This window comes from Sphingosinicella sp. BN140058 (assembly GCF_004135585.1).
Lineage (GTDB): Bacteria > Pseudomonadota > Alphaproteobacteria > Sphingomonadales > Sphingomonadaceae > Allosphingosinicella.
In genome coordinates this window covers 65,755-85,933 of the sequence record NZ_CP035502.1, presented here as the reverse complement: position 1 = coordinate 85,933, position 20,179 = coordinate 65,755, and the positions used below count along the sequence as shown (strand labels likewise).

General features: G+C 62.5%; 23 protein-coding genes. All 23 read left to right on the top strand.

Annotated elements, in window-relative coordinates:
* Positions 1 to 15: 15 nt before the first annotated feature.
* The 23 genes from ETR14_RS26490 (at position 16) to ETR14_RS26385 (ending at position 20,146) form a co-directional block, all read left to right on the top strand.
* Positions 16 to 402, top strand: a complete 387-nt coding sequence (locus ETR14_RS26490) for a hypothetical protein (RefSeq protein ID WP_129392692.1) — start codon at positions 16 to 18, stop codon at positions 400 to 402.
* Positions 399 to 1,454, top strand: coding sequence for an RIP metalloprotease (locus ETR14_RS26485; protein WP_165356650.1), 1,056 nt, complete (start codon positions 399 to 401; stop codon positions 1,452 to 1,454). Before ETR14_RS26490 ends, ETR14_RS26485 begins: the two co-directional genes overlap by 4 nt.
* Complete coding sequence (locus tag ETR14_RS26480) at positions 1,451 to 2,269, top strand: hypothetical protein (RefSeq protein ID WP_129392686.1); 819 nt, start codon at positions 1,451 to 1,453, stop codon at positions 2,267 to 2,269. Before ETR14_RS26485 ends, ETR14_RS26480 begins: the two co-directional genes overlap by 4 nt.
* A gap of 335 nt (positions 2,270 to 2,604) precedes the next feature.
* Positions 2,605 to 3,042: a hypothetical protein gene (locus tag ETR14_RS26475; protein WP_129392683.1), complete on the top strand. Its 438-nt coding sequence runs from the start codon at positions 2,605 to 2,607 to the stop codon at positions 3,040 to 3,042.
* A gap of 535 nt (positions 3,043 to 3,577) precedes the next feature.
* Positions 3,578 to 3,985: a hypothetical protein gene (locus ETR14_RS26470; protein WP_129392681.1), complete on the top strand. Its 408-nt coding sequence runs from the start codon at positions 3,578 to 3,580 to the stop codon at positions 3,983 to 3,985.
* A 333-nt stretch (positions 3,986 to 4,318) separates the two neighbouring features.
* Positions 4,319 to 4,834, top strand: a complete 516-nt coding sequence (locus ETR14_RS26465; protein ID WP_165356649.1) for a DUF2726 domain-containing protein — start codon at positions 4,319 to 4,321, stop codon at positions 4,832 to 4,834.
* Positions 4,834 to 5,430: a ribonuclease HII gene (locus ETR14_RS26460; RefSeq protein ID WP_129392675.1), complete on the top strand. Its 597-nt coding sequence runs from the start codon at positions 4,834 to 4,836 to the stop codon at positions 5,428 to 5,430. Before ETR14_RS26465 ends, ETR14_RS26460 begins: the two co-directional genes overlap by 1 nt.
* A gap of 31 nt (positions 5,431 to 5,461) precedes the next feature.
* On the top strand, positions 5,462 to 7,624 hold the full coding sequence (gene ligA / locus ETR14_RS26455) for an NAD-dependent DNA ligase LigA (protein ID WP_243455981.1): 2,163 nt from the start codon (positions 5,462 to 5,464) through the stop codon (positions 7,622 to 7,624).
* An 18-nt stretch (positions 7,625 to 7,642) separates the two neighbouring features.
* Entirely contained in the window at positions 7,643 to 8,182 is a 540-nt protein-coding gene (locus ETR14_RS28635) for a hypothetical protein (protein ID WP_165356648.1), read from the top strand.
* The gene (gene tmk / locus ETR14_RS26450; protein ID WP_165356647.1) at positions 8,179 to 8,865 is read left to right on the top strand and encodes a dTMP kinase; all 687 of its coding nucleotides are present in this window, start codon (positions 8,179 to 8,181) and stop codon (positions 8,863 to 8,865) included. The genes ETR14_RS28635 and tmk overlap by 4 nt, the downstream gene beginning before the upstream one ends.
* A complete protein-coding gene (locus ETR14_RS26445) occupies positions 8,862 to 9,425 on the top strand; it encodes a hypothetical protein (RefSeq protein ID WP_129392669.1) in 564 nt (187 codons plus the stop codon). The genes tmk and ETR14_RS26445 overlap by 4 nt, the downstream gene beginning before the upstream one ends.
* 112 nt (positions 9,426 to 9,537) lie before the next feature.
* The gene (locus ETR14_RS26440; protein ID WP_165356646.1) at positions 9,538 to 10,356 is read left to right on the top strand and encodes a methyltransferase; all 819 of its coding nucleotides are present in this window, start codon (positions 9,538 to 9,540) and stop codon (positions 10,354 to 10,356) included.
* Positions 10,357 to 10,589: 233 nt separating this feature from the next.
* Positions 10,590 to 11,099 (top strand): hypothetical protein, encoded by a 510-nt coding sequence (locus tag ETR14_RS26435; RefSeq protein ID WP_129392664.1) that lies wholly within the window; start codon positions 10,590 to 10,592, stop codon positions 11,097 to 11,099.
* 54 nt (positions 11,100 to 11,153) lie between these two features.
* Complete coding sequence (locus ETR14_RS26430; RefSeq protein WP_129392661.1) at positions 11,154 to 12,227, top strand: phosphoadenosine phosphosulfate reductase family protein; 1,074 nt, start codon at positions 11,154 to 11,156, stop codon at positions 12,225 to 12,227.
* A 295-nt stretch (positions 12,228 to 12,522) separates the two neighbouring features.
* Complete coding sequence (locus ETR14_RS26425; protein ID WP_129392658.1) at positions 12,523 to 12,888, top strand: hypothetical protein; 366 nt, start codon at positions 12,523 to 12,525, stop codon at positions 12,886 to 12,888.
* Between the two features lie 140 nt (positions 12,889 to 13,028).
* Entirely contained in the window at positions 13,029 to 13,859 is an 831-nt protein-coding gene (locus tag ETR14_RS26420; protein WP_129392655.1) for a hypothetical protein, read from the top strand.
* Positions 13,860 to 13,872: 13 nt separating this feature from the next.
* A complete protein-coding gene (locus ETR14_RS26415; protein WP_129392652.1) occupies positions 13,873 to 14,709 on the top strand; it encodes a hypothetical protein in 837 nt (278 codons plus the stop codon).
* Positions 14,710 to 14,731: 22 nt separating this feature from the next.
* On the top strand, positions 14,732 to 16,147 hold the full coding sequence (locus ETR14_RS26410; protein WP_129392649.1) for an N-6 DNA methylase: 1,416 nt from the start codon (positions 14,732 to 14,734) through the stop codon (positions 16,145 to 16,147).
* Positions 16,148 to 16,211: 64 nt separating this feature from the next.
* The gene (locus ETR14_RS26405) at positions 16,212 to 16,808 is read left to right on the top strand and encodes a hypothetical protein (RefSeq protein WP_129392646.1); all 597 of its coding nucleotides are present in this window, start codon (positions 16,212 to 16,214) and stop codon (positions 16,806 to 16,808) included.
* 84 nt (positions 16,809 to 16,892) lie between these two features.
* The gene (locus ETR14_RS26400) at positions 16,893 to 18,818 is read left to right on the top strand and encodes a hypothetical protein (RefSeq protein WP_129392643.1); all 1,926 of its coding nucleotides are present in this window, start codon (positions 16,893 to 16,895) and stop codon (positions 18,816 to 18,818) included.
* A gap of 9 nt (positions 18,819 to 18,827) precedes the next feature.
* Positions 18,828 to 19,298, top strand: a complete 471-nt coding sequence (locus tag ETR14_RS26395) for a hypothetical protein (protein ID WP_129392640.1) — start codon at positions 18,828 to 18,830, stop codon at positions 19,296 to 19,298.
* On the top strand, positions 19,295 to 19,816 hold the full coding sequence (locus tag ETR14_RS26390; protein ID WP_129392637.1) for a hypothetical protein: 522 nt from the start codon (positions 19,295 to 19,297) through the stop codon (positions 19,814 to 19,816). The genes ETR14_RS26395 and ETR14_RS26390 overlap by 4 nt, the downstream gene beginning before the upstream one ends.
* Positions 19,817 to 19,906: 90 nt before the next feature.
* Entirely contained in the window at positions 19,907 to 20,146 is a 240-nt protein-coding gene (locus ETR14_RS26385) for a hypothetical protein (protein ID WP_129392634.1), read from the top strand.
* The last annotated feature ends 33 nt before the right edge of the window (positions 20,147 to 20,179 follow it).

The window sequence follows — 20,179 nt, the reverse complement described above, 5'->3', positions numbered from 1 at the left end:
TCAGGAGAGATCCGCTTGGCTCGGTCGATCGATAGTGGCTCATCATCCGGGTTCGCCGCCGGCTTGTACTCACCAGCTTCTGGCCTTCATGACGTTCATCCGTTCCGGCTTTCCCGCACCGAAGCCCAGGCAGCCGCGTCGATGTCCCGAGTCCTACAACGGCTCTCGTTCGAGACCCACCCCATCCTCAACCGGCCGGTCTGCCCGATCGAGCACGACGGCGAAGTCGTCATGCTCGACGAGGAGGAACTTTCGTCGGCGGCCGGGCGAGCGCTGGCGCAGGTCATTGCCGCTGAGTTACCCCGGTTCTGCCATCTCCCGGATGTCCGGCTAGATCGCGCCTGCTTCCACTACCTGGTCCGCTGCGCCGCCAGCGACGTCCCTGCGAGATGGACGATATGACCGACCTTCTCTCCACCCTTGCTGCATTCGTCCTGATGATCTCCATCGTGGTGACCGTTCATGAGTTTGGCCACTACGCAGCCGGCCGCGCGTTCGGCCTCGTCGGGACAGTGTTTTCGATCGGCTTCGGCAGGCGCCTGCTTGGCATCAACCGCTGGGGCACGGACTGGCGAATCTCACCATTCTTGATCGGAGGTTATGTTCGCTTCCCAGAGGAGAACGACGATCTCCGACCCGGGCAGAAGACGCTAAACGCCCTTCCCCGCTGGCAACGCGCGATTGTGGTTGCGGCGGGACCTGCGATCAACTTCGTTCTCGCCGCCGCCCTCTTCGCTGTGATCGCCTACTCCTACGGCTACCCGTCAGGGCGCCCAATCGTGCTTGCCGTCACTCCCGGGTCGCCCGCTGCCGCTGCTGGCCTGCAACCTGGGGACGAGATCAAGGCGATCGGCGGCTTCAACGTTGTCCTCGCGAGCGACGTTACTCAGCTCGTGATGCTGATGCCCGGCAAACCGACATCGGTCTCCTTCATGCGGGACGCCTCTCGCCTGGAGGTCACCCCCAGACTAGGCTCACGCATCTACGACGACGGGATGGGCAACAGCGCGAAGATTGGATTCCTGGGAATCGAATTTCCCAAGGCTTTCGAACGCTCGCCAACGATCGGCGCCGCGATCACGAAAGGCGTCTCCGACGGCGCATTCACAACCTATGCCCAGCTCACCTCGATGGGCCAGATCGTCAAAGGCGATCGTTCGGTGAAAGAGCTCTCCGGCCCGATCCGAATAGCGAAGATGTCAGCGCACACTCTCTCGATGGGCACGCTCCCCTTCCTCTACATGATGGCAATGATCTCGATCGCGGTTGGCGTGATGAATCTGCTGCCCATCCCTACGCTCGATGGGGGACACCTCGCGACCTACGCTGTGGAGGGCATGCTGCGTCGGAGCATTTCCGTCCCAACCGCTAAGCGCCTTCTGAAGGTCGGCCTCATCATCATCATCGCAATGGCCGTATTCGCAATCACTTTGGACATACTGGCACTCTCATGAGCATGACGATTGACGCGCCCGCTGGCCTCCGGGTCGCCGGATCTCCCCAGGACCAATCGACGCCGCCCCGCCGGCTCGCTCAGGCGAGTCCTGCCGAACCTGAAACTGTGATCGTCGAACGGGGGCCTGGCTGGGCCTTCACCATCGCGACCTCCATCCTTGCACTCGCGTTGGGGGGCTTCGCAGGGATGTCGATCGACGGATCTCTCGAGGTTCTCAACGCGTACAATCTCGCGTCAAGGAAAGCCGCCCCAAGCACCGTAAGCCCCGTCGACCTGATCGACCATGCCGCCGCGGGCGCAGATGAACATACCACCCCTGCTTGGTATCCGGACAACAACAAGGTCGAGTGGTCCACGTCTTTGCCGATTGGGCAGCAACCAGCCTCCCTAGACATCCGCAACGAAAGCCGGACCCAAAACCGGAGGCTGATCTTCCAGCTGATTGAGGCTGGCGTCCCTCGCCAAGCGGCAATCCTCTACGTACGCGCCGGCGAGCAGGCAATCATCCAGCTGCCACTAGGCGACTATCGTATCGACGTTGCCTCAACCCCTTCTGACCTGCCCTGGGAAAAGGCCAAGGATCAAACCCCGGTCCCAACATTTTCCATACCGCTCCATTCTGCCGCGCAGGGCCAAATCCCTGAGGATCGCCTTTTCCTCGACGAAGATGGCCAGATCCGGCAGGTCAAAAAACCGGTCATCAAAGAATTTTCCCCGCGGAAGAAGGAATCGGCGGCCGCGCAGTCCGAGGAGCCTGCGGCCGCGCTGGATGACGACGAGATCTCTTACGAGACCGATCCCGACGAAGTCTGACGCTCGATGGGGGGAGGGTTTTTACCCACGCGAATTGTCCCACCTGAGAACACCCCCCCGAAACCAAAGCTTGCGACGTCCGTTCGAGTATGCGGAAAAGAGGTCACCGTTCGCGACATTCCGTTGCGGGTCCGGACCCTCAAGAGATTGTCGCCCTCGTGAACCTGCTCCAGCAACCTTCCGAAGTTCGAGTGCATCTGCACCGGCGCCACGCAGCCATTATGCGGGCGCAGATGATGTCCAAATTCCGCTCTCCAGCAGCGCAGAGCGGAATGCCCACATACCAGCCACACACGCTCTCGTAGGACCCGGTGGGCCTATATGCGCTGAGCGGCATGACCTTCGCCCTAGCGCTCGGACTCATATTCCTCGTTCTCCTTGGGCTCCGCAAAGCGAACATCCGTCTTCTGTCAGCGATCGCGGCGGCATCGTTCGTCACCGTTCTGTCGTTGGGCCTGACGCTATACGAACACCGCCAGCCCGCCGCTCCGTCTCGCATGAAGGCCGAGATTATGGGCCTCAGCCCCGCTGGCCAAGCCTTCGTCATGCGATATTTTGAGACCCGCGACCAAAACAGACGCCTTCACCCGGTCACGAACGGCGAGTTCAACACGCTGCTGATGCAAGTGAAGCATGTCGCGCCCGACGGAATCGTCCCAGTCCCGGACAACCGATCAACGCCGCCCTCAATCCTCATCATGCCGCCGGAACCAAAGGCAGCTCCTAAGCCTTCCTTTGATCCAGCGCCGGGGAACCAACCCCGCGAAATTTGATCCACAGGACCGCGACAAATTGACCGACGGACGCCGCCCCCGCGATCTCGCCCAGCTTTTCGGCCTCCACACGCTCGACATCGCGGACGGATCGCTTGCGTCACACTCCCCATGGCCGCAGACAGCGCACACGTCTCGTAGGCTCAGGCCGGTTCCAACCTCGCCTTCCAAGCGACGTCTGAGCGCGCCCTTGCGCCTGGCCGTCGTTGGTTCGATCATGTTCCTCGGCGGGATTGCAGCCGGTATGCTTTCGGACGGGGTCAGCGAAAGCGTCCTCTCGTGGAGATCCGCCCGGGCGGAGCCGCCCCAGTCTTCCCTACCTGATCACCTTCGCAACAGAGGCCAGGTGTTCCGCCTTCAGGACGTCTCTCGTGGCTCCTCGCCGGCCGTATCTATGGCGCCGCAGAGCACCCCACTTGTGGACGAGGCAGCCTGGTTTCCGCAAAACAATCGCGTCGACTGGAAGATCACTGCTCGACGGGGGGAACCGCCCCTCCCCGTGACCATCGCAAATCACAGCAGCCTTTCGAACCGCATGATTCTCTTCTACATCGCCACCGGCGATACCTCGCGGCCCTGGCAACACGCCGCCACTGTCTACGTCCGCGCTGCTGCTCGGGCGGCAATCAAACTACCCCGCGGGCGCTACTGGATGCAGACGATCACTGCCCCGACTTCCATGGCCTACGACGCGGCGATTCAGCAACCGATTGTCGAAGCCGGCGACTTGGCTTTACTCGATCCAACGAGACCGGCTCTGAGCCTCACAGTCGGCGCCTCCGGATCGGTCACAGCAGCGCGGCCGTCCGGTCGCGGCCGCGAGATGCTTGCAGGATCACAGCGCAACCCGTTCGTCGTTTCGGGAGAACCATCCGCGGAGCTACCACGAAGCAGCGCTGACCATTCCTACGATACGCTGCTCGAAGGCGAGCTGACAGGCTAAGCGCACCACTTCGAACCTTGCTGACGTAAGTTCTCCTGGTCGCAGGCGAGCGAGATGCGCACTGCGCGCAAGGCTTTAGGACGAAAATTGGCGGGGCCTGCGCGAGAGCAGCTGGCCCACCCCCTGAGCATCCTTTCACAGCCGATGCCCACCGATCGGAGGAGATCGTCTGGCCGCGAGCGAAAGACCCTCTATCGACTAAGGGATCTCCGGGGTAGAGCTTCGACAACGCTCGCGCCGAGAAGCCTACGAAAGACCCGAAAATTCTTCCTGCGGGTCTGTCCTTAAGCTAGAATGGGAGAGAGCCTGAAACCACCTGCCGAAGGCGCTGACATGTTCCCCATTGAGTTGCTCGTGCCGGTTGTTGCCATCGGCGGCGCCCTCCTGCTGATTCTGCTTTTCAAGCGCTTCATCAAGCCGCCAGCGATGGGCGCGCCGCTCCAGGCCAAGCCCATCCTTACCCCCAACGAGCTCGCCTTCATCGAAAAGCTGTCCGAGGCCGTCTCAGCATTCGAAGATATTCACATCTTCCCCCAGGTGAGCTTCCAAGCGTTTCTTCAGGTCGCTCCGTCCACGCCCAAAACAATCCGGCAAGCAACTCGAAATCGCATCTCGCAGAAGCACTGTGACTTCGCGCTTGTCGACAGTTCGAGCAATGTGCGCCTCCTCGTTGAGCTCGACGACACATCGCATCGCGGTCGCGAACGAGCAGACGCAGCACGGGATACGCTTCCAGCCGCAGCCGGCATCGCAACCCTTCGGATCCACTCACACCGCGTCTTAACGGTCCCGGCACTTGAGGCTATCATCCGTCCGTACCTTTCTCCGCCAGCAGCCGAGATTGCCTGATGGCCTATATCTCAGCCTCTTCCCCCGTCAGGGTCATCACCGTCGGGATCGATGAGGTAGGGCGCGGCTGCCTGGCTGGTGACTGCTGGGCCGCCGCAGTAGCCTTCACTGGGCCGATCCCCCAGGGCATTCGAGACTCCAAAGCGCTGTCAGCGAAACAGCGAACAGCCCTCGCGCAAGCCATCCGAGAGAATGCTCTCGTTGGCCTTGGACGCGCGTCGGTCGCGGAAATCGATCGGCTGAACATCCTTCGCGCAACGTTGCTTGCAATGCGCCGCGCGTTCGACGCGCTTCCAACGAACACCTATCGCGTGCTCGTCGACGGCAACCAGGTGCCGCCCCTCCCCTGCGATGACGTCTCTGCCGTCGTCGGCGGGGACGCACATCACGTCGAGATCGGAGCCGCCTCGATCGTCGCCAAAGTGGCACGAGACGCGGAGATGGATGCGCTCCACGCGGAGTTCCCGGAGTACGGCTGGGCCACGAACCGGGCTTACGGGACACCAGACCATCTGGAGGCCCTTCGGATTCACGGGCCGACACCACACCACCGGATGAGCTTTGGCCCTGTCTCTCAGCCCCTTCTGCCTTTTTGACTTTTACTCTCGAAGGAAATTGCCTGTGGACCTGTTCGCCCACGCTGCCCAGCAGCCTCCGGCCGCCCCTGCCGACGCGGACCTGGCGGCCGCAGCCGCCGAGATCTCGACGCTCCGTACCGAGATCGCGCGCCACAACGGACTCTACCATGGAGACGACGCGCCGGAGATCACCGACAGCGAGTTCGACGCCCTTGTGCGTCGGCACGAAGCGCTCGAGCGCAGCTTTCCCGCTCTCGCGCGCGCTGATGCGCCCACCACGACGGTTGGGGCACCCCCGAAAGCCGGCTTTCGGAAGGTCGCACACGCTCGCCCAATGCTCAGCCTGGAGAACGCCTTCAGCGAGGAAGAAGTTCGCGAGTTCGCAGCCCGCTGTCGCTCCGCCCTCGGCCTGCCGCCGACGGCACCGCTCAGCTTCGCGGCCGAGCCGAAAATCGACGGTCTCTCGCTCGATCTCCGGTACGAAAATGGCCAGCTTGTTCACGCCCTTACCCGTGGGGACGGAGCGGTTGGAGAAGATGTGACCGCCAACGTGCGAACAATCACCGACATCCCGCAGAACCTTCCGCACCCTTTTCCCCAAATCCTCGAGGTGCGGGGAGAGGTCTACATGACCAAAGACGGGCTCGCCTCCCTGAACATCGATCGCGCTGCCCAAGGCCGCGATCCGTATCCGAACTGCCGCAACGCAGCCGCTGGTGCGGTCCGCCAAAAGGATCCTGCAAAGACCGCTGCAAGGCCCCTGCGCTTCTACGCCTATGCGACGGGCGAGCTCAGCGAGCCGATCGGCGACACCCAGATGAGGCAACTCGCCACCTTCGCCCGGCTCGGCTTCGTCACGAACCCGCACAGCACCGCCTGCCCGCAGGTAGATGACCTGCTCGCCGCCTATCAACGCATCCACACACTGCGCCCTGACCTCCCGTACGACATTGACGGTGTGGTCTACAAAGTCGACGAGGTTGCCCTCCAGGCTCAGCTCGGCAACGTCTCCCGGACTCCTCGGTGGGCGATCGCCCACAAGTTTCCGGCCGAACGGGTCGTGACCCGTCTAGAAGCAATCGACATCCAAGTCGGCCGGACCGGGGCGCAGACACCCGTCGCACGCCTGACACCGGTTTTCGTTGGGGGCGTGACCGTATCCAACGCGACGCTTCACAACGAGGATGAAATCACCCGCAAGGACCTTCGGGTCGGTGACCTCGTGATTGTCGAGCGCGCCGGCGACGTTATTCCAGCGGTCATCGGCGTTGCCGACAGCGACGAAGATCGATCTGTCCGCGCTCCATACTCCTTCCCGCGCCAGTGCCCCGAATGTGGCTCTGACACCGTGCGGGGAGAGGATGAAGCAGTCCGCCGGTGCATTGGCGGACTTTCCTGTTCCAAACAGCGCGTAACTCGTCTCATCCACATGATCAGCCGCCCGGCGCTCGACATCAACGGTTTCGGCTCCGAGGCGATCGCCGAGTTCGTCGAAGCTCGCCTCATCTCGGAACCGGCCGACATTTTCCGTCTGCACACCCGTCGCGGCGATCTCCTCAGTCGCAAGGGCTGGGGCGAGGCATCCGTCGACAAGCTCCTTAGCTCGATCGAGGAGAAGCGCCGCTCACCGCTTAACCGAGCACTCTACTGCCTCGGCATTCATCAAGTCGGTCAGACAGCCAGCCGCGACATCGCCCGTCAGTACACCTCTCATTCCGCCGTCCGCGCGCTGATCGACCGGCTGCTCGGCGAGCGGCGAGCTGCTCTGGACGCCGCCGGCGGCACGCTTGACCAGAAGAGTCTTGATCGCCTCCATGAGACACTCGCCAAGCAGATTGGGATCGCCGGGATCGGGCCAGAGATCGTCCGCTCCCTCCTCAACTTCTTCGACGACAGCGACAACGCGCGTATGGCAGACGAACTCGCCGCCGAGATGATCATCGAGGATGTCGTCTACGTCACTGCCTCGTCGCCGATCACCGGGATGACAATCGTATTCACCGGCTCTCTCGAGACCATGACCAGGGACGAAGCCGAGGCAGAAGCCCAGAAGCTGGGGGCAAAGACGTCCGGCTCGGTTTCGGCGAAGACATCGATCCTCGTGTACGGGCCTGGCGCTGGCTCGAAGCTCGCGAAAGCAGAAAGCCTACGCGTACGGACAATGACCGAAGCCGAGTGGCGCCTATTCATCGCTCCACCCGGCGTTTCCTGATCAATAGGGCAGACCCAGATGGCACCGCAAACCACGAGCAATCTCTGCCGTTGCAAGTCCTGCAACACCGCCTTCCGTACAGAGCTCCCGACGAATGTTCCCGTCGAAGAGTGGGTTGCCGCTCTCTACGAAGTTCGTTGCCCAAGTTGCGGTGCCGGCACCGGCCAACTTGGGATTGGCGCCAATCTGAGCCAGGAAGAGGATATGGCTCTTCGGATCGACGGACCGGCTGACGTCCGGGCCGCGAACTGGCACGACCGCGCCGAGATCGGCGCCTCCGCCGTTTCGCTTTACCGCTACTTCCTCTCAGGCTCTACCGAGGGGCTGTGCGTGCCGGATGACCTAAGCGCCCTCCGCAGGTGTATCCGCCTCCTCGAGCACGTTCCGGAATGGACCGAGCGGATGTCCGAACTCTCGGCGGACCCCAAGTGGGGCTGGCTCGCCGCGAACTGGCCTCGCGTTGTGGACCTCTTTCGAGCGGAAGCTCCCACTCTCACGGGACCCGCACCCGGTACCCAACTGCTCCTGGCGGAGCTATCGTCCGAGGAGCCGCTGTGAGCGGGTGCTGGGTGGTATTCGATGGGCCGAACGCCGCTGGGAAGAGCAGCGCCCTTCGGGCCGTGGCGACGATGCTGCGCAACGACGGCCAGGAGGTTGTCGAAACGCGCGAGCCGGGCGGGAGCCCGCTCGCGGAGCAGATCAGAGCCCTTCTTCTCGATTCCAGCAATCGGATGGATACGACCACTCAGCTCTGCCTGTTCAACGCGGCGCGACGGTCCCACCTTGAAGAAACCATCCGCCCTAATCTCGCCGCCGGCCGCATCGTCCTATGCGATCGCTTCATCGCGTCGAGCTACGTCTTTCAGTCGCTCGATGCCGACGGCAGCTCGAATGGATCCGATGATCTGATCCTCGCAGCTCATCGGCTGTTTTGCGACGACGCTCGCCCAGACCTCAGCATCTATTTCGAAGCGCCTCTGAGCGTGCGTCGACAGCGAATGAGCCTGCGCGCCGGAGCGCCCGCAGATCGCTTCGAAGAATATGACGACGCCTTCGACGTCGCCGCTGCTGCAAAGTTCCAGGCATGCGGGCGCCTCCTCGACAACGCATACGCCACGATCGACGGCGCCGCTGACCCGGAAACCGTCGCCCGATCAGCCTATGAAGTCATCATCAACCACCTCTCGAACGGCGCTGCCCGACCGACGAGTGGATCTCAACGAATGGAGACATCACCATGAAGCACCTTTACCCTTTCGTTGCCGCGGCGCTGGCCATGAGCTCGATCGGCTACGGAGCGCCGCCGGCACCTGCGGCCAAGGTCGGGCTCGACGGACTCACTGATTTCGAGAGTGCCGAGGCCTGCATTTTCACCCCGCAGTCTTCGGCCCTCTTTGAGGCTATCGGATCCTACGAACCCGATCAGCCCCAATCGATCCTGCTCCCCGACGGAACCACCGTGAAGCCGCAAGCGAGCCGAACCAAGCCCGACGATAGAACCACGGTCATCACCAAGACCCTTGCAGCGCCCGCTGGCACCATCTGGAACGGGCTGCGCCTCACAGCCGTGCAGACTCGCTCCATAGAGCTCGAGGAGGCTGACGGCAGCTGGTACCGTGAGCTGATCTTCGCCGACACACCAGCGCAGGTCCAAAGCGCGCTGCAGTCCAAGCTCAACGCCGCAATCCCGATCGCCCGAGAATATCGCGCACTGCCCGAGGACCAACATCCGTGCGGCGGCGCGATCCAGATCGACGGAGTCGCCGGGGGCTCGAAGATCTCCTGCAGTTGGGGCTGCTGATCCGTTTCAAAAGCCAATCCGGCCGACGCCACGCGTCGGCCCGACCTTCAAAAGGGAAGATCCTCGTAGAGGCTCCATGAGGATGAAATGGGGCGCGCGCACGAGGAACCCCATGGCAAAGCTTACCCACGCTGAACTCAAGGCCCACGACAGGGCCATGTCTCTCGTCGCGTCCGAGAAGACGCTTAGCAGTGACGACATCATCGACGTCGCTGACGGCTATCACGAAGGCGCGACCCACGCGAACTCCGCCCATTCGGCCTTCTTCACCCCCTGGGACCTCGCGATCACCTTCGCACTCGAGGTCCCGGATGGCGGCCGGGTGTTAGACCTTTGCGCTGGCATCGGCGTCCTCTCGGCTGCCGCGCGCGTCTACCACCAGCACAATGGTCGACACGACTTCACGCTGGTCGAACTCAATCCGGCATACTGCGAGATCGCTCGCCGTCTGCTGCCCGACGCCACGGTGATCTGCGGGTCGATCTTCGACCCCGCCGTCCAGGCCCAGCTCGCTGGAGAACGCTTCGACTTCGCGATCAGCAATCCCCCGTTCGGCGCAAGGAACACCGCCTCGGGAACCGGGCCGCGGTACACCGGGCGCAAACAGGAATATGCGGTCATGGATCTGGCGGCAGACTACGCGCGAGCCGGCGCATTCATACTTCCGCTCGCCTCGGCGCCTCGCAGGCCGACCGACGAGCGTAAGGCGCCCCTGGACTTCGCGTACGACGCATACCAGAAGTTCGTCGATGAGACCGGCATCGAGATCCTCCCAAACCTTGGTATCGACACCTCGTTCGCCGACAACCTATGGAGGGGCACGAAAATCAAGACCGAAATCGCCCTCTGCGACTTCGATGCTGCGCATCGCCGCCGCCTCATGACAGCCTTCGACGATGGTGATCAACGAGGTCTCGCCCTCGCCGCGTAAACCCCCGATACGAGCGCGTCAGGGAAAATTCTGGATCTTTTGCAAAACTGATGGACGGATCTTCTCCGAGCGCTAATATCCCTTCTGAGAGCAACAAATGACGCTCACTCAGGGGGTTCCGTGGAACTGTATCAGCGGCCTGCCGCATCTAATGATCGCGTCTCAGTGCTGGCTTCGCCGGGCGCTCTCGATGGGCATCTCGGCATTGCCGCGCCGCGCCGGTGTGACAAGCCATGAACGCGCTTTCGACTGTCATGGCCTCTCAGCGGTCGTTCGCATCGCATCTGGGAGCTCATTGCCCCCACGGCATCGCGCGGCTTCATTGGGCCGTCATGAATTCCCTCGGTTTGGGGCCGAGCGACCTAGTCTGTTCTCCGATCGAACTGCGCATCTTCCACTCGATTGCGGCGCTTTCCGGCGCCCAGATGACGCGCAGCACGGTTGACGCCACCATCACGATCCTATGGAACGCCAGCGAAGTTGACGTTCTCTCCGCGGCCGCGCGCCTTCTCCCCTCCCGCCGGATCGCGGCGTACAACGACGAGAGGCAGATTGACGGCCTAGCCCTTCGAGGGTTCGAAATGGCCACCGCATGCCTCTTTGACCAGGACTCGAAGAAGGTCGTCCGGATCTTCGACTCCCAGCAGCCGCGTCGCCTCCCCGAATATCTTCATGTCGAGCTCGGCGAGCATAGCGATTCATCGCTCTCCATGTATGCCTCAAGGATTGCTTCGCTCCGATAGTGCGAGCGTGAGGAAATGGGTTCCTGACGACGCCTGCGGCGGAGACGTTCACCGATGGATCAGTTCAGCCTTTTCGCCGAAAGCGATCTTCCATCGCGTGATCTGGACGTGCTCGATGTGCGACAGCACCCCGGCGTTGCGATAAGCCGGGCGGCCGGCATCGACGGACTTCTAGAGCCCGACCTCGCCAGCTACGACGACGTTATTGTCGCGTTCTCCGGTGGTAAAGACAGCGTCGCGTGCGTTCTCCACCTCCTGGATCAAGGCGTCCGGCCGGAGCTCTGGCATCACGACATCGACGGACACGACGAGGGAACGTTCTTCGACTGGCCCGTCACGGCCGCCTACTGCGATGCTTTCGCCGCCGCCTTTGGGCTGATGATTTATCACTCTTGGCGGGTTGGCGGGCTCAAGCGGGAGCTGCTCAAGGATAATGACCGCCTCGCCCCAGTTATGTTCGAAACGCCCGACGGCGTTGGAACAGCCGGTGGTTTGCGCGGTAAGATCGACTCTCGCCTGCGCTGGCCGGCTCTCGCGGCCGACCTGCGCACCAGGTGGTGCAGCTCAATTGGCAAGATCGACGTCTTCGCAGCGGCGATCGCAAACCAAAGCCGTTTCCAAGGGCGCCGTATCCTCGTGGTCACCGGCGAGCGCGCTCAAGAGTCTGCCTCCCGGTCCAAGTACCAGACGTTTGAGCTCCACCGGAACCACGCTCCCGGTCCCATCGCCCGGCGTGTCGTCCACCACTGGCGCCCTATCCATGGCTGGTCAGAGCAACGGGTCTGGGAGATCATCGAACGGCACCGCGTCAACGCTCACCCGTGCTATCACCTCGGTTGGGCGCGTGCTTCCTGCGCGTTCTGTGTGTTCTCTGGCAAATCGCACCTTGCGACACTTCGCAAGATCATGCCGGTGCGGTTCCGAGAATTCGCCGACCTCGAAACACAGTTCGGCCACACGATCCGTCGTGGAGCTACCATCGACCAGGTCGCGGACCAAGGCTTGCCCTTCGAGCTTGATCCGCAAACCGTGCAGCTGGCACTGTCCACCGAGTATTCCGAAGCGATCATCCTTGATCGGTGGACGCTCCCCCGAGGCGCTTACGGCGAGAACGCCGGCCCGAACTAGTCGGTCCTAAGTCGCTCCCAATCGCCGCACGCTCAGTCTGAACGACGCAATGGCGTCGCAGGAGGGTGGAAGGAAAACTCCGTAGGAGCGAAGCTGCAACGACAGCGAACTTCCAGCTTTACAGCAAAAAAACCACTTCACCTCTATAATGGTGCCAAGGTCGTGTCGCTTGCTGGAAAGATCCACAAACTGGCGCGCTCCGCCCGAAAGATCCACAACACCGGCCGACAGAGTGTCGCGCCGGCTCCGGAGAAACTCGGGCATTCAACAACCAGCTTCTCACCGGAGCCGAACAATGAGCCTCGCACGTTACGCCAACAGGATCGATGTCATTGCAGCGATTGCCGAGACCGGCCGCCGCGGTGTCCTCATAACCCAGACACCCGCGCCCGAGGTCCTGGACCGAGTCGCCGTCCTTCTTCGCTCCGGAGCCCGCCAAGGGATCGTCCCCGAGTGGAAGCTGCGAAAGTCACCGTCGGTCGTCTTCGAGCAGCACGAGCTCGATGGAATCGCCAAGCAGGTTGAAGACGGCTTCTGCAGCGGGGCTGCGCCTTACGAAGATGGCCCGGCGAAAGCATGGCGCATCGACTTCTACGTCGACCAGGTTCTCGGCGGCCCCGAAGCCGTCACCCTGCCGGCCGAAACCAACGACAACGATTAACACCGCCTGCGGCGGGTGCGGCTGACAGCGCCCGCCACGCTCGCCGGCGCCCGAAGAGGCCGCCTATGTACACCTTGGATTCGCTCGATCTCCGCGCCCCTGTAATTCCAGCGTACGGCGCTGGGGTCGACTCCACTGCGATGATCATCGAGATGGTAAAGCGCGGCATCCCGATGCCATGCATTTTGTTTGCAAACACAGGTGGGGAGAAGCCTCCCACGATCGCCTATCTCGAGACCTTTTCCGACTGGCTGGAGCAGCATGGATATCCTCGGGTCACCGAGGTTCGGTACAAGGGCAATCATGGCCGATATTCCACCCTCCAAGGTGCCTGCGAAGCCAACGCAGTTCTCCCTTCGTTGGCCTATGGCGGAAAGTCGTGTTCCCTGAAATTTAAGGCCGAAATCCAAGAACTCTTTCTGCAAGGGCGCTCCCGCGGACCCAACAAGGCGCCAGGCTTTGAACCAGCTCTTGAGGCGTGGAAAAACGGCCTGAAGGTTGTTCGCGCGATAGGCTACGACGCCGGCGTGAAAGATGCCCGCCGCGAGGGAAAGTCAGAAGACGACAGGTACGTCTATGTCTACCCACTGAGGGAGTTTGGCATGGATCGCCTCGCTTGCATGGAAAGCATCCTCGCCGAGAAGTTACCGCTTCCTATAAAATCCAGCTGCTATTTCTGTCCGGCATCAAAGCAAGGCGAGCTGATATGGCTGCATGCACATTATCCAGAACTCTTCATGCATGCTCTGCTACTGGAGGAGATTGCGCGCCCGCGACTGACCACCATCGAAGGACTGTGGCGCAAATCAACCAAGACGCGGCCAGGTTCTTGGGTTACCTGGGCTCTCCAGGAAAAGCTGGCCTCTCGTGAGGCGAACGGCACCCTGAAGCTTATTCCTCATCAAGGCCCTCTGCCGCCTAACCCAGATGATGAGATCCTGAGGCTCACCGCTTTGAAGAAGGCTGCTTGAACCGCCGTGGTGGATGACCACCGAAGAGAGAAGAAATAGCATGTACGCCTCTGTCAGCATCGACGTCCGAATCCAGGACCCGGCAAAGCTCTATGCCGCAGCTGTCGCCTCCTATCAGACTGCCAACGCCGACCGTGCCTCTGACCAGGTGCAGCTTGAGATCGATGAATTCCTTGGGGCCGCGTCTGGCGCCAATCTGCGCGCGTGCCTGCTCCAGCTCTACGACCACGCGGGACCTGACGCCGGTCTCTCGATCGAGGGAACCAGCGTCGAGATCGACAAGGACGGGTTCGCCCCGCCACGCACCTCGACCATCCTCCACCTGTCCACAGCTCACCTCCGAGCGGCCGAGCGCGACGCGATCACGCGTGCCCTTGGTTTTGGTCCTGACAACGATCCGGTCCTTCAGGGCGCACGGGGCCTCGTTCTCGCCGAATACAATGGCCTTTATCTCCGGCCGAAAGATTTCGGCTTCTTCGTTCGCGTTCCCACTGATCCCGTCGACACTCTCCCGGCCATCTCCGCCGAAATGCGAGCTGCGCTCGTCCTCGCTACGAAGCTTGGTGCCTGGATGATCGATTTCGATCCCGACGAGACTGCGTGCGAAGGGCTTCCCGTCTTTGAGGACGAGCGGTTCATGATCCGCGATTTCAACGCCGATCCCGAAGACCCTCTCTATTGGAGCAGTGCATTCGGCTGGGTGGACCGCGGCAGCGCAGACTGCTTCTATCTGGAAGCCGTTATCAACGGGTTGGAACCGGCGGTCACGGGCAAGAATGCCGCTTGGGTCCGCGCAGACGATCACAGCGACAGCAAGGTAGACGTCGAAGCGCTGCGACCAACCGCTTAACCTCTCCCGGGGAGCTACAACGTTGACCCACGCCCTTTTCGCCGAACTCGACCTCGCCGGCGATCGCCGCGCCGCGGACATTGACAAGCTCCACCAGGGGACAGCCTTCTACACGGCCGTCCCCGAAATCGAGGCGCTGCTCGATCGCCTCGATTGGCCGAACACCGGATCCCGCCTCCTCGATCCCGGCGCCGGCAACGGGGGCTTCGTCGTCTCGGCTCTAGCGCGGCTCAACCTGGCCGCCAACGACGTCGCCACCGCAGCCACTCGTGTACGCGGCTATGAGATCCATCCTGGCGCGGCCACCGCAGCGCGGGTCAACGTGCGGCAACACCTCACCGGGCGCGGGTGGTCGCTGCCCGCTGCGATAGAAGCAGCAAACCAGATCATTCAAACGAAGGACTTCCTCCTTTCTCCCGTGCCCGTCGGGGTCTTCGACGTCATCGCTGCCAATCCCCCTTATTGGCGCCTGCTTTCTCACCTTCCACCCGACAGCCCCTATCGCCTCGACTACGAGGCGATCGTTCCAGCGCACGCCCGTGCAGATCTCCTGTTCGCGTATCTTCAACGAGCTATGGACATCGCTGCACCCGCCGCGCGGATGGGCTTGGTGACCGCCGATCGCTGGCTGATCAACAGCGGATCAGCTGAGCTTCGAGAGCGGATCGGCCGTGTCTATTCCGTGTTGGACATCCAGCGGCTGGACGCATCCTCGGCCTTCTACCGACCCAAAGCTCGCACGAAAGGTACGCCGGCGCGCGTTCACCCCGTCAGCCTCATTCTCACTCCATCGGCTGCGGGACGACCGCTGACCGCCGCGCCATTCCGCATCGAACAGCTTCCCGACGTCGACGGCGTCCCGCTTCGTGATCTCGCGCAGATCCGACTCGCGCCTTGGCTTGGGCCAGAAGGCATCTTCTACGTCCGCGACCGCGGCGATTTGCCGGCCGCGCGCCTCGTCCCATGCGTTGAGCCGGAGGACATCGATCCCGCTACCGACACCATCAAAGGCTACTCGCGATGGGCCCTCAAGACGGACAGCGCGAGACCCGAGGATTGCGTCGTCGCCCACATCGAAGCCGGTCTCGATGCAATGCCGAAGCGCGGCCGCCGCACACCTGTCTGGTTGCCGCCCGAGCGCTTCGACGGGAAACTCCCGCTCGACCGTGACGCGGTCCTCATCCCCCGGATTGCGAAGCGCTTGCGCCCGATCTTGCTCCCGGCCGGCGTCATGCCGATCAATCACAACCTGGTCTGCCTCGCCGGAGTAGATGCTCCTGAGCTCATGCGCATGCTCAACGACCCTGCTGTGCAAGAGCAAGCGGACGTTCTGGCCGTTCGGCTTGATGGTGGATATCGAAGCTACACCGCCACCCTCCTGCGCCAGCTCGTCATTCCAAGAGCGCTCGCCGTGAGGGCAATCTCCGCTCGAAGCTAAAGCCTGGGAAAAATTTCGTCCTTGGGCTTCCCCCGCGCCGAAATGTCACCGTACAATCGACGACATGGGGATCCAGAACATCAGGATATTGCCTTGCGGCAGCGATGCCGAACGTGCGCGGTTCAAGACAGCGTTCCTCGTGCTGATCCTGCTTGGCGAAGATCCGCATCGACCTAGGTCGACATACGAGCTCGGGCTCTGGGTGGCCGACGATCAGCTCCCACCCCGACCTCTCTCTGTCATCATGAAAAGCCTAGCTGACGATCGATATATCGTCCGGCACGCCGCGGCCGGCAAGCGGTCCGCGCTCTGGCTTATCGCGCAGCGCGGGATTGATTCACTGGCGCGCCGGGATGGCCTGCGCCTCGCCGCCCGCGCCTGGCTCGACGGCAACCCGAACTATACAGCCGACGAATTAGAGGTGATGCGTTCCCTCTGCCGCGAGCCCAACCAGCATCCATCAAGGCTCGCCACCTCAACCCGACTGCCCTTATCCTCCGTGCGCACCGCTCTCCGAAAGTTGCAGCTCCGATGCTACGCTGCTGCCGGCGCCGAAGACGCCACAAGCTATCGCCTCACCGCAATCGGGAAAAACGCAGTCCTCCCCGGAGCCTCTGCGACGCGGGTCCTCTCAGGATCTTTCTCTGCTCAGGCTGCATAACTAGATTTTCCCAGCAAACACTCGTTGACGAGCCTGCGTCGGTCGATCACCATAAGTCCCAAATCCCTGAGGGCATTTGCGACCATGAACCCGACCGACCCGAGCAATACGTCTCCCCCCGAACCCATCGCCCAGATTGATCCCGATCAAGGGTCGTCTGCTTCGGCAACGGGGGAAAGCGCGGTTCAAGGCTCCGAGCAGACCCCCGAAGCAGAAACAACATATCGCACCATCGATCCTACGCCGACCACGCCTGACAAGGTCGATCCTTCATGGAGCATCGCTCTGCGTCCGGGCGAAGAGCCTGTCGTTGAGTTCGGGCCCGGCGTCGCTATCGACAGCCCGCTCAACCGCAACGATCGCCAGACAGCAGCGGTCATCGCTGCCGGCACCGACGTCGCGAGCTCCGCTTCGGATCCGAAGGGTGCAGTGGCGGCAGCCTGTGCGGAGGCATCGAAGTTCGTGGGCGACGCAGAAGCGAATCCCAACAAGACCCGATACACCGAGCCGGCCGAGAAACTCGCGAAGCGCATCGCCAAGCTGAAAAAGAACCAGCTGCCCAAGAACTCTTTGGCGAAGAATCTCGCGGGTCAGCAGCACAGCAAGAACGAGGTCGTCGAAGGCGTCCCGGTGCTGCTCGAATTTTTCAAGGGCATGTGGCAGTCGGTCCGCACCCAACGCGAGGCAAGACGCCGTCGCGTCGACGAGCTTGAGGCTCAAGAGCTCAAAGACGCAGCGAAGACCATGAAGGAGCTGGAGGCCGAGGCGGCGAAAGCGGCGAGCGAGAACGCGGCGCAGCGCGCAACGGACAAAGCTGGTGCTCCTGAGAAAGATGGACCGGAGACGCCGGGCGGCGATGGTGGTGAAGGACCCGCAGCGGGCGGCTCTGAGCCAACTGTCGCGGCCGAGCCGGCCCCCACCCACGTGGATAGCGGGGAGACCGTCGGCGAGCGCATGGGGCGTGAGATCCAGGAGGCGATAAACGGTCGGCACGCGGACCCAGACTGGAAGGCTCCGGAAGCCTCCATGTTGCCCAGCGAGTTTCTCGAAGGAGCAACAAAAGACGATCTGCTTGCGGCCTCCCTTGGCCGCCCTGAGATGATGCAGAACGAGGCCAATCGCGCGCTGATCGAAGAGACTCGATCAATAGCCGACCAGCGATACATGATCGCGATCGATCCGCAGCAGCAGCCGGAAGCGCCAGCGGTGACGGAGCAAACCACGCCCGTCCCTGCCCGGGCTTCAGCCGAGCCAGCCGAACAGACGGCGCAAATCGTCCCGCCGGCATCAATCGTCACCGCACAACCTTCCCAGAAGGCTGAGATCCAAGCCACCGCGGCTCCCATCCTTCCGGATCAGGCTAAGTCAGTTGCCCCAGTGCAGGCGAAAGCTCCTCCGGCGGCCGCGTCGACAGGCAAGGCAACCATCGCTCCGGCCCAGCCGAGCGCCAACGAGCCAGCTAAATCCGCGGACGCGCTCGGCGGCAGCGGCCTTGGTATGGCCGTGACAGCCGTGAACCCGGTCGCCGGCGTCGGTCTGGCCGCCGCACAGATGCATGGTGCTCAGAAGGCGGCCGGGCAAACCCACACCCAAATGAAAGCGGCATCGGATGCCACAAAGGCCACCCCCAAAGGCTTCCAGGCCGCCGCCGTTAAGCCGGCGCCCGCTACATCGCCTGGCCCCAACCGCCGCGTCCTCATGCTCTCGCCGACTTCGAAAGAAGGATCAAAGCAGCATGCCGCTCTTGTCGTCACACTGCCTCCGAAACAACAGCGAACGGGGGCGATACACGAGCAGGCTAGCCGCCTACCACGGCCTGCGCGCCCGGTACTCTCCGTTGGGCCGAAGACTTCGGGCGGGGTCAGCCGAGTGCACGGTCTCGGCACCGAGATTAGAAAGTTCATCGGCGAAGAGCGCGCCCAGGCTGCACGCAGCGCGCCGTCCCGCGATCACGATCGTACGGCGCGATTTGTCAAAATTCGCGGTGACTCCAGCGGGCGCAGCAGGTAAGGTCGAACGATGAAAAAGATCCAGGGAGTTCCCAGCTGGTTCGCAGCTGATCCGGAAGCGAGTGGCCTGACATGGCTGCCGGTGCCGACGGTCGTGTTCGGTCGTGACGGACGCCAATACTTCGACGGCTTCATCGGCGAGATGCTTGCCCAGGAGAAAATCCCCCACGCCATCGAGGTTGTCCTCGATGGCCACACCTGGAAGTGCTTAGCCCGCCTCGCATATGGCGATGGCTCGGACGAACAAGCCGTCTTCACCTACCTGGAAAGCGAGTCCTTCGCCCGCCTCTGGAACTCGGACGCCACTACGGTTCACGCTCTTCCCGAAGATTGCATCACGCTTAGCCTAGAAGCCGCTGACACCCGGTTCCCATTCGTCACACCCAACGGCGTAATCTGTGACCTGTTTTTCCATGAAGGTCGCTTCGTCGCTCAACCGCACGAAGCCGCCGCCTTCGACTTCATCGAGCAAGCAGCATGATCCTCACCCTAATCACCACCGTCGCCATAGCAACTCTGACGCAAGCGCCAGCTGACCGCTACGCCGCGACGTCCAAGCGCTCCGAGATCCAGTTCGCCGGCATGTTCGGGGGCAAGCGGAAGTTCGTCGAGATCGTCCAGGAGCCGCAGATCGAGACTGATGTAGCCCCCACTGTTGGTCGTAGGCCTGAGCGCGCTCCCGAGCCGTTCGTGCCAGTCCGATATCTCACTCCCGAACAACGGGCGGAACCGATCATCGTCGATCCGGCGCCAGTTCTGATTTATGCGAACGCGCAGAAGGACAGCGGTCCTGAGCAAGCCTCGGAGTCCGACGCTCAATTCGGTTCCAACTACCCGGCCACGGCTGCAGACTCTGGCTATCAGCAGCCAGCTCCGAACAACGCGGCGCCCAGCTACATCACGTCGACGCCGCCACCCGCCGCGCCGGACGTCCCTTTGACACCCGCCGGGAGCGCCACCGGATCCAAGGCCGTCGCAAACTACGGCACGCCGCAATAACCGGAACGACTTCGCACATTCCTCAAGGCCGGGCCGTCATGCCCGGCCTTTTTCGTCTTGATGGCAAAGATGTGAAGAGGGGAGAAACCAATGGACCTGGTTACGACCATCACCATGCCGCAGCTCGCTTGGGCGCCTGCACCTTGCCCCACCTGCGGCGCAACGAGCACGTCGGACGCCGAGCAGCTGTGTCGCGCCACCTCGGACCAGTCCGGCGAGTTCTCATGTCTCGGTGACCGCGCTGACACCGACGGTCTGCTACTTCAGCCTGTGCAGGCCAGCCTGGACGCTTTCGACGCATGGATTGATCTGCACGCCCGCGCGGGATGAGGCGAAAGAAGTAGTAGCGGCGGCGCCGCTTGA

Bases quoted from the DNA above. Each gene is read 5' to 3' on its own strand.
- ETR14_RS26485 (WP_165356650.1), top strand. From the start codon at position 399: ATGACCGACCTTCTCTCCACCCTTGCTGCATTCGTCCTGATGATCTCC.
- ETR14_RS26480 (WP_129392686.1), top strand. From the start codon at position 1,451: ATGAGCATGACGATTGACGCGCCCGCTGGCCTCCGGGTCGCCGGATCT.
- ETR14_RS26475 (WP_129392683.1), top strand. From the start codon at position 2,605: ATGACCTTCGCCCTAGCGCTCGGACTCATATTCCTCGTTCTCCTTGGG.
- ETR14_RS26470 (WP_129392681.1), top strand. From the start codon at position 3,578: ATGATTCTCTTCTACATCGCCACCGGCGATACCTCGCGGCCCTGGCAA.
- ETR14_RS26465 (WP_165356649.1), top strand. From the start codon at position 4,319: ATGTTCCCCATTGAGTTGCTCGTGCCGGTTGTTGCCATCGGCGGCGCC.
- ETR14_RS26460 (WP_129392675.1), top strand. From the start codon at position 4,834: ATGGCCTATATCTCAGCCTCTTCCCCCGTCAGGGTCATCACCGTCGGG.
- ETR14_RS28635 (WP_165356648.1), top strand. From the start codon at position 7,643: ATGGCACCGCAAACCACGAGCAATCTCTGCCGTTGCAAGTCCTGCAAC.
- ETR14_RS26445 (WP_129392669.1), top strand. From the start codon at position 8,862: ATGAAGCACCTTTACCCTTTCGTTGCCGCGGCGCTGGCCATGAGCTCG.
- ETR14_RS26440 (WP_165356646.1), top strand. From the start codon at position 9,538: ATGGCAAAGCTTACCCACGCTGAACTCAAGGCCCACGACAGGGCCATG.
- ETR14_RS26435 (WP_129392664.1), top strand. From the start codon at position 10,590: ATGAACGCGCTTTCGACTGTCATGGCCTCTCAGCGGTCGTTCGCATCG.
- ETR14_RS26430 (WP_129392661.1), top strand. From the start codon at position 11,154: ATGGATCAGTTCAGCCTTTTCGCCGAAAGCGATCTTCCATCGCGTGAT.
- ETR14_RS26425 (WP_129392658.1), top strand. From the start codon at position 12,523: ATGAGCCTCGCACGTTACGCCAACAGGATCGATGTCATTGCAGCGATT.
- ETR14_RS26420 (WP_129392655.1), top strand. From the start codon at position 13,029: ATGATCATCGAGATGGTAAAGCGCGGCATCCCGATGCCATGCATTTTG.
- ETR14_RS26415 (WP_129392652.1), top strand. From the start codon at position 13,873: ATGACCACCGAAGAGAGAAGAAATAGCATGTACGCCTCTGTCAGCATC.
- ETR14_RS26405 (WP_129392646.1), top strand. From the start codon at position 16,212: ATGGGGATCCAGAACATCAGGATATTGCCTTGCGGCAGCGATGCCGAA.
- ETR14_RS26400 (WP_129392643.1), top strand. From the start codon at position 16,893: ATGAACCCGACCGACCCGAGCAATACGTCTCCCCCCGAACCCATCGCC.
- ETR14_RS26395 (WP_129392640.1), top strand. From the start codon at position 18,828: ATGAAAAAGATCCAGGGAGTTCCCAGCTGGTTCGCAGCTGATCCGGAA.
- ETR14_RS26390 (WP_129392637.1), top strand. From the start codon at position 19,295: ATGATCCTCACCCTAATCACCACCGTCGCCATAGCAACTCTGACGCAA.
- ETR14_RS26385 (WP_129392634.1), top strand. From the start codon at position 19,907: ATGGACCTGGTTACGACCATCACCATGCCGCAGCTCGCTTGGGCGCCT.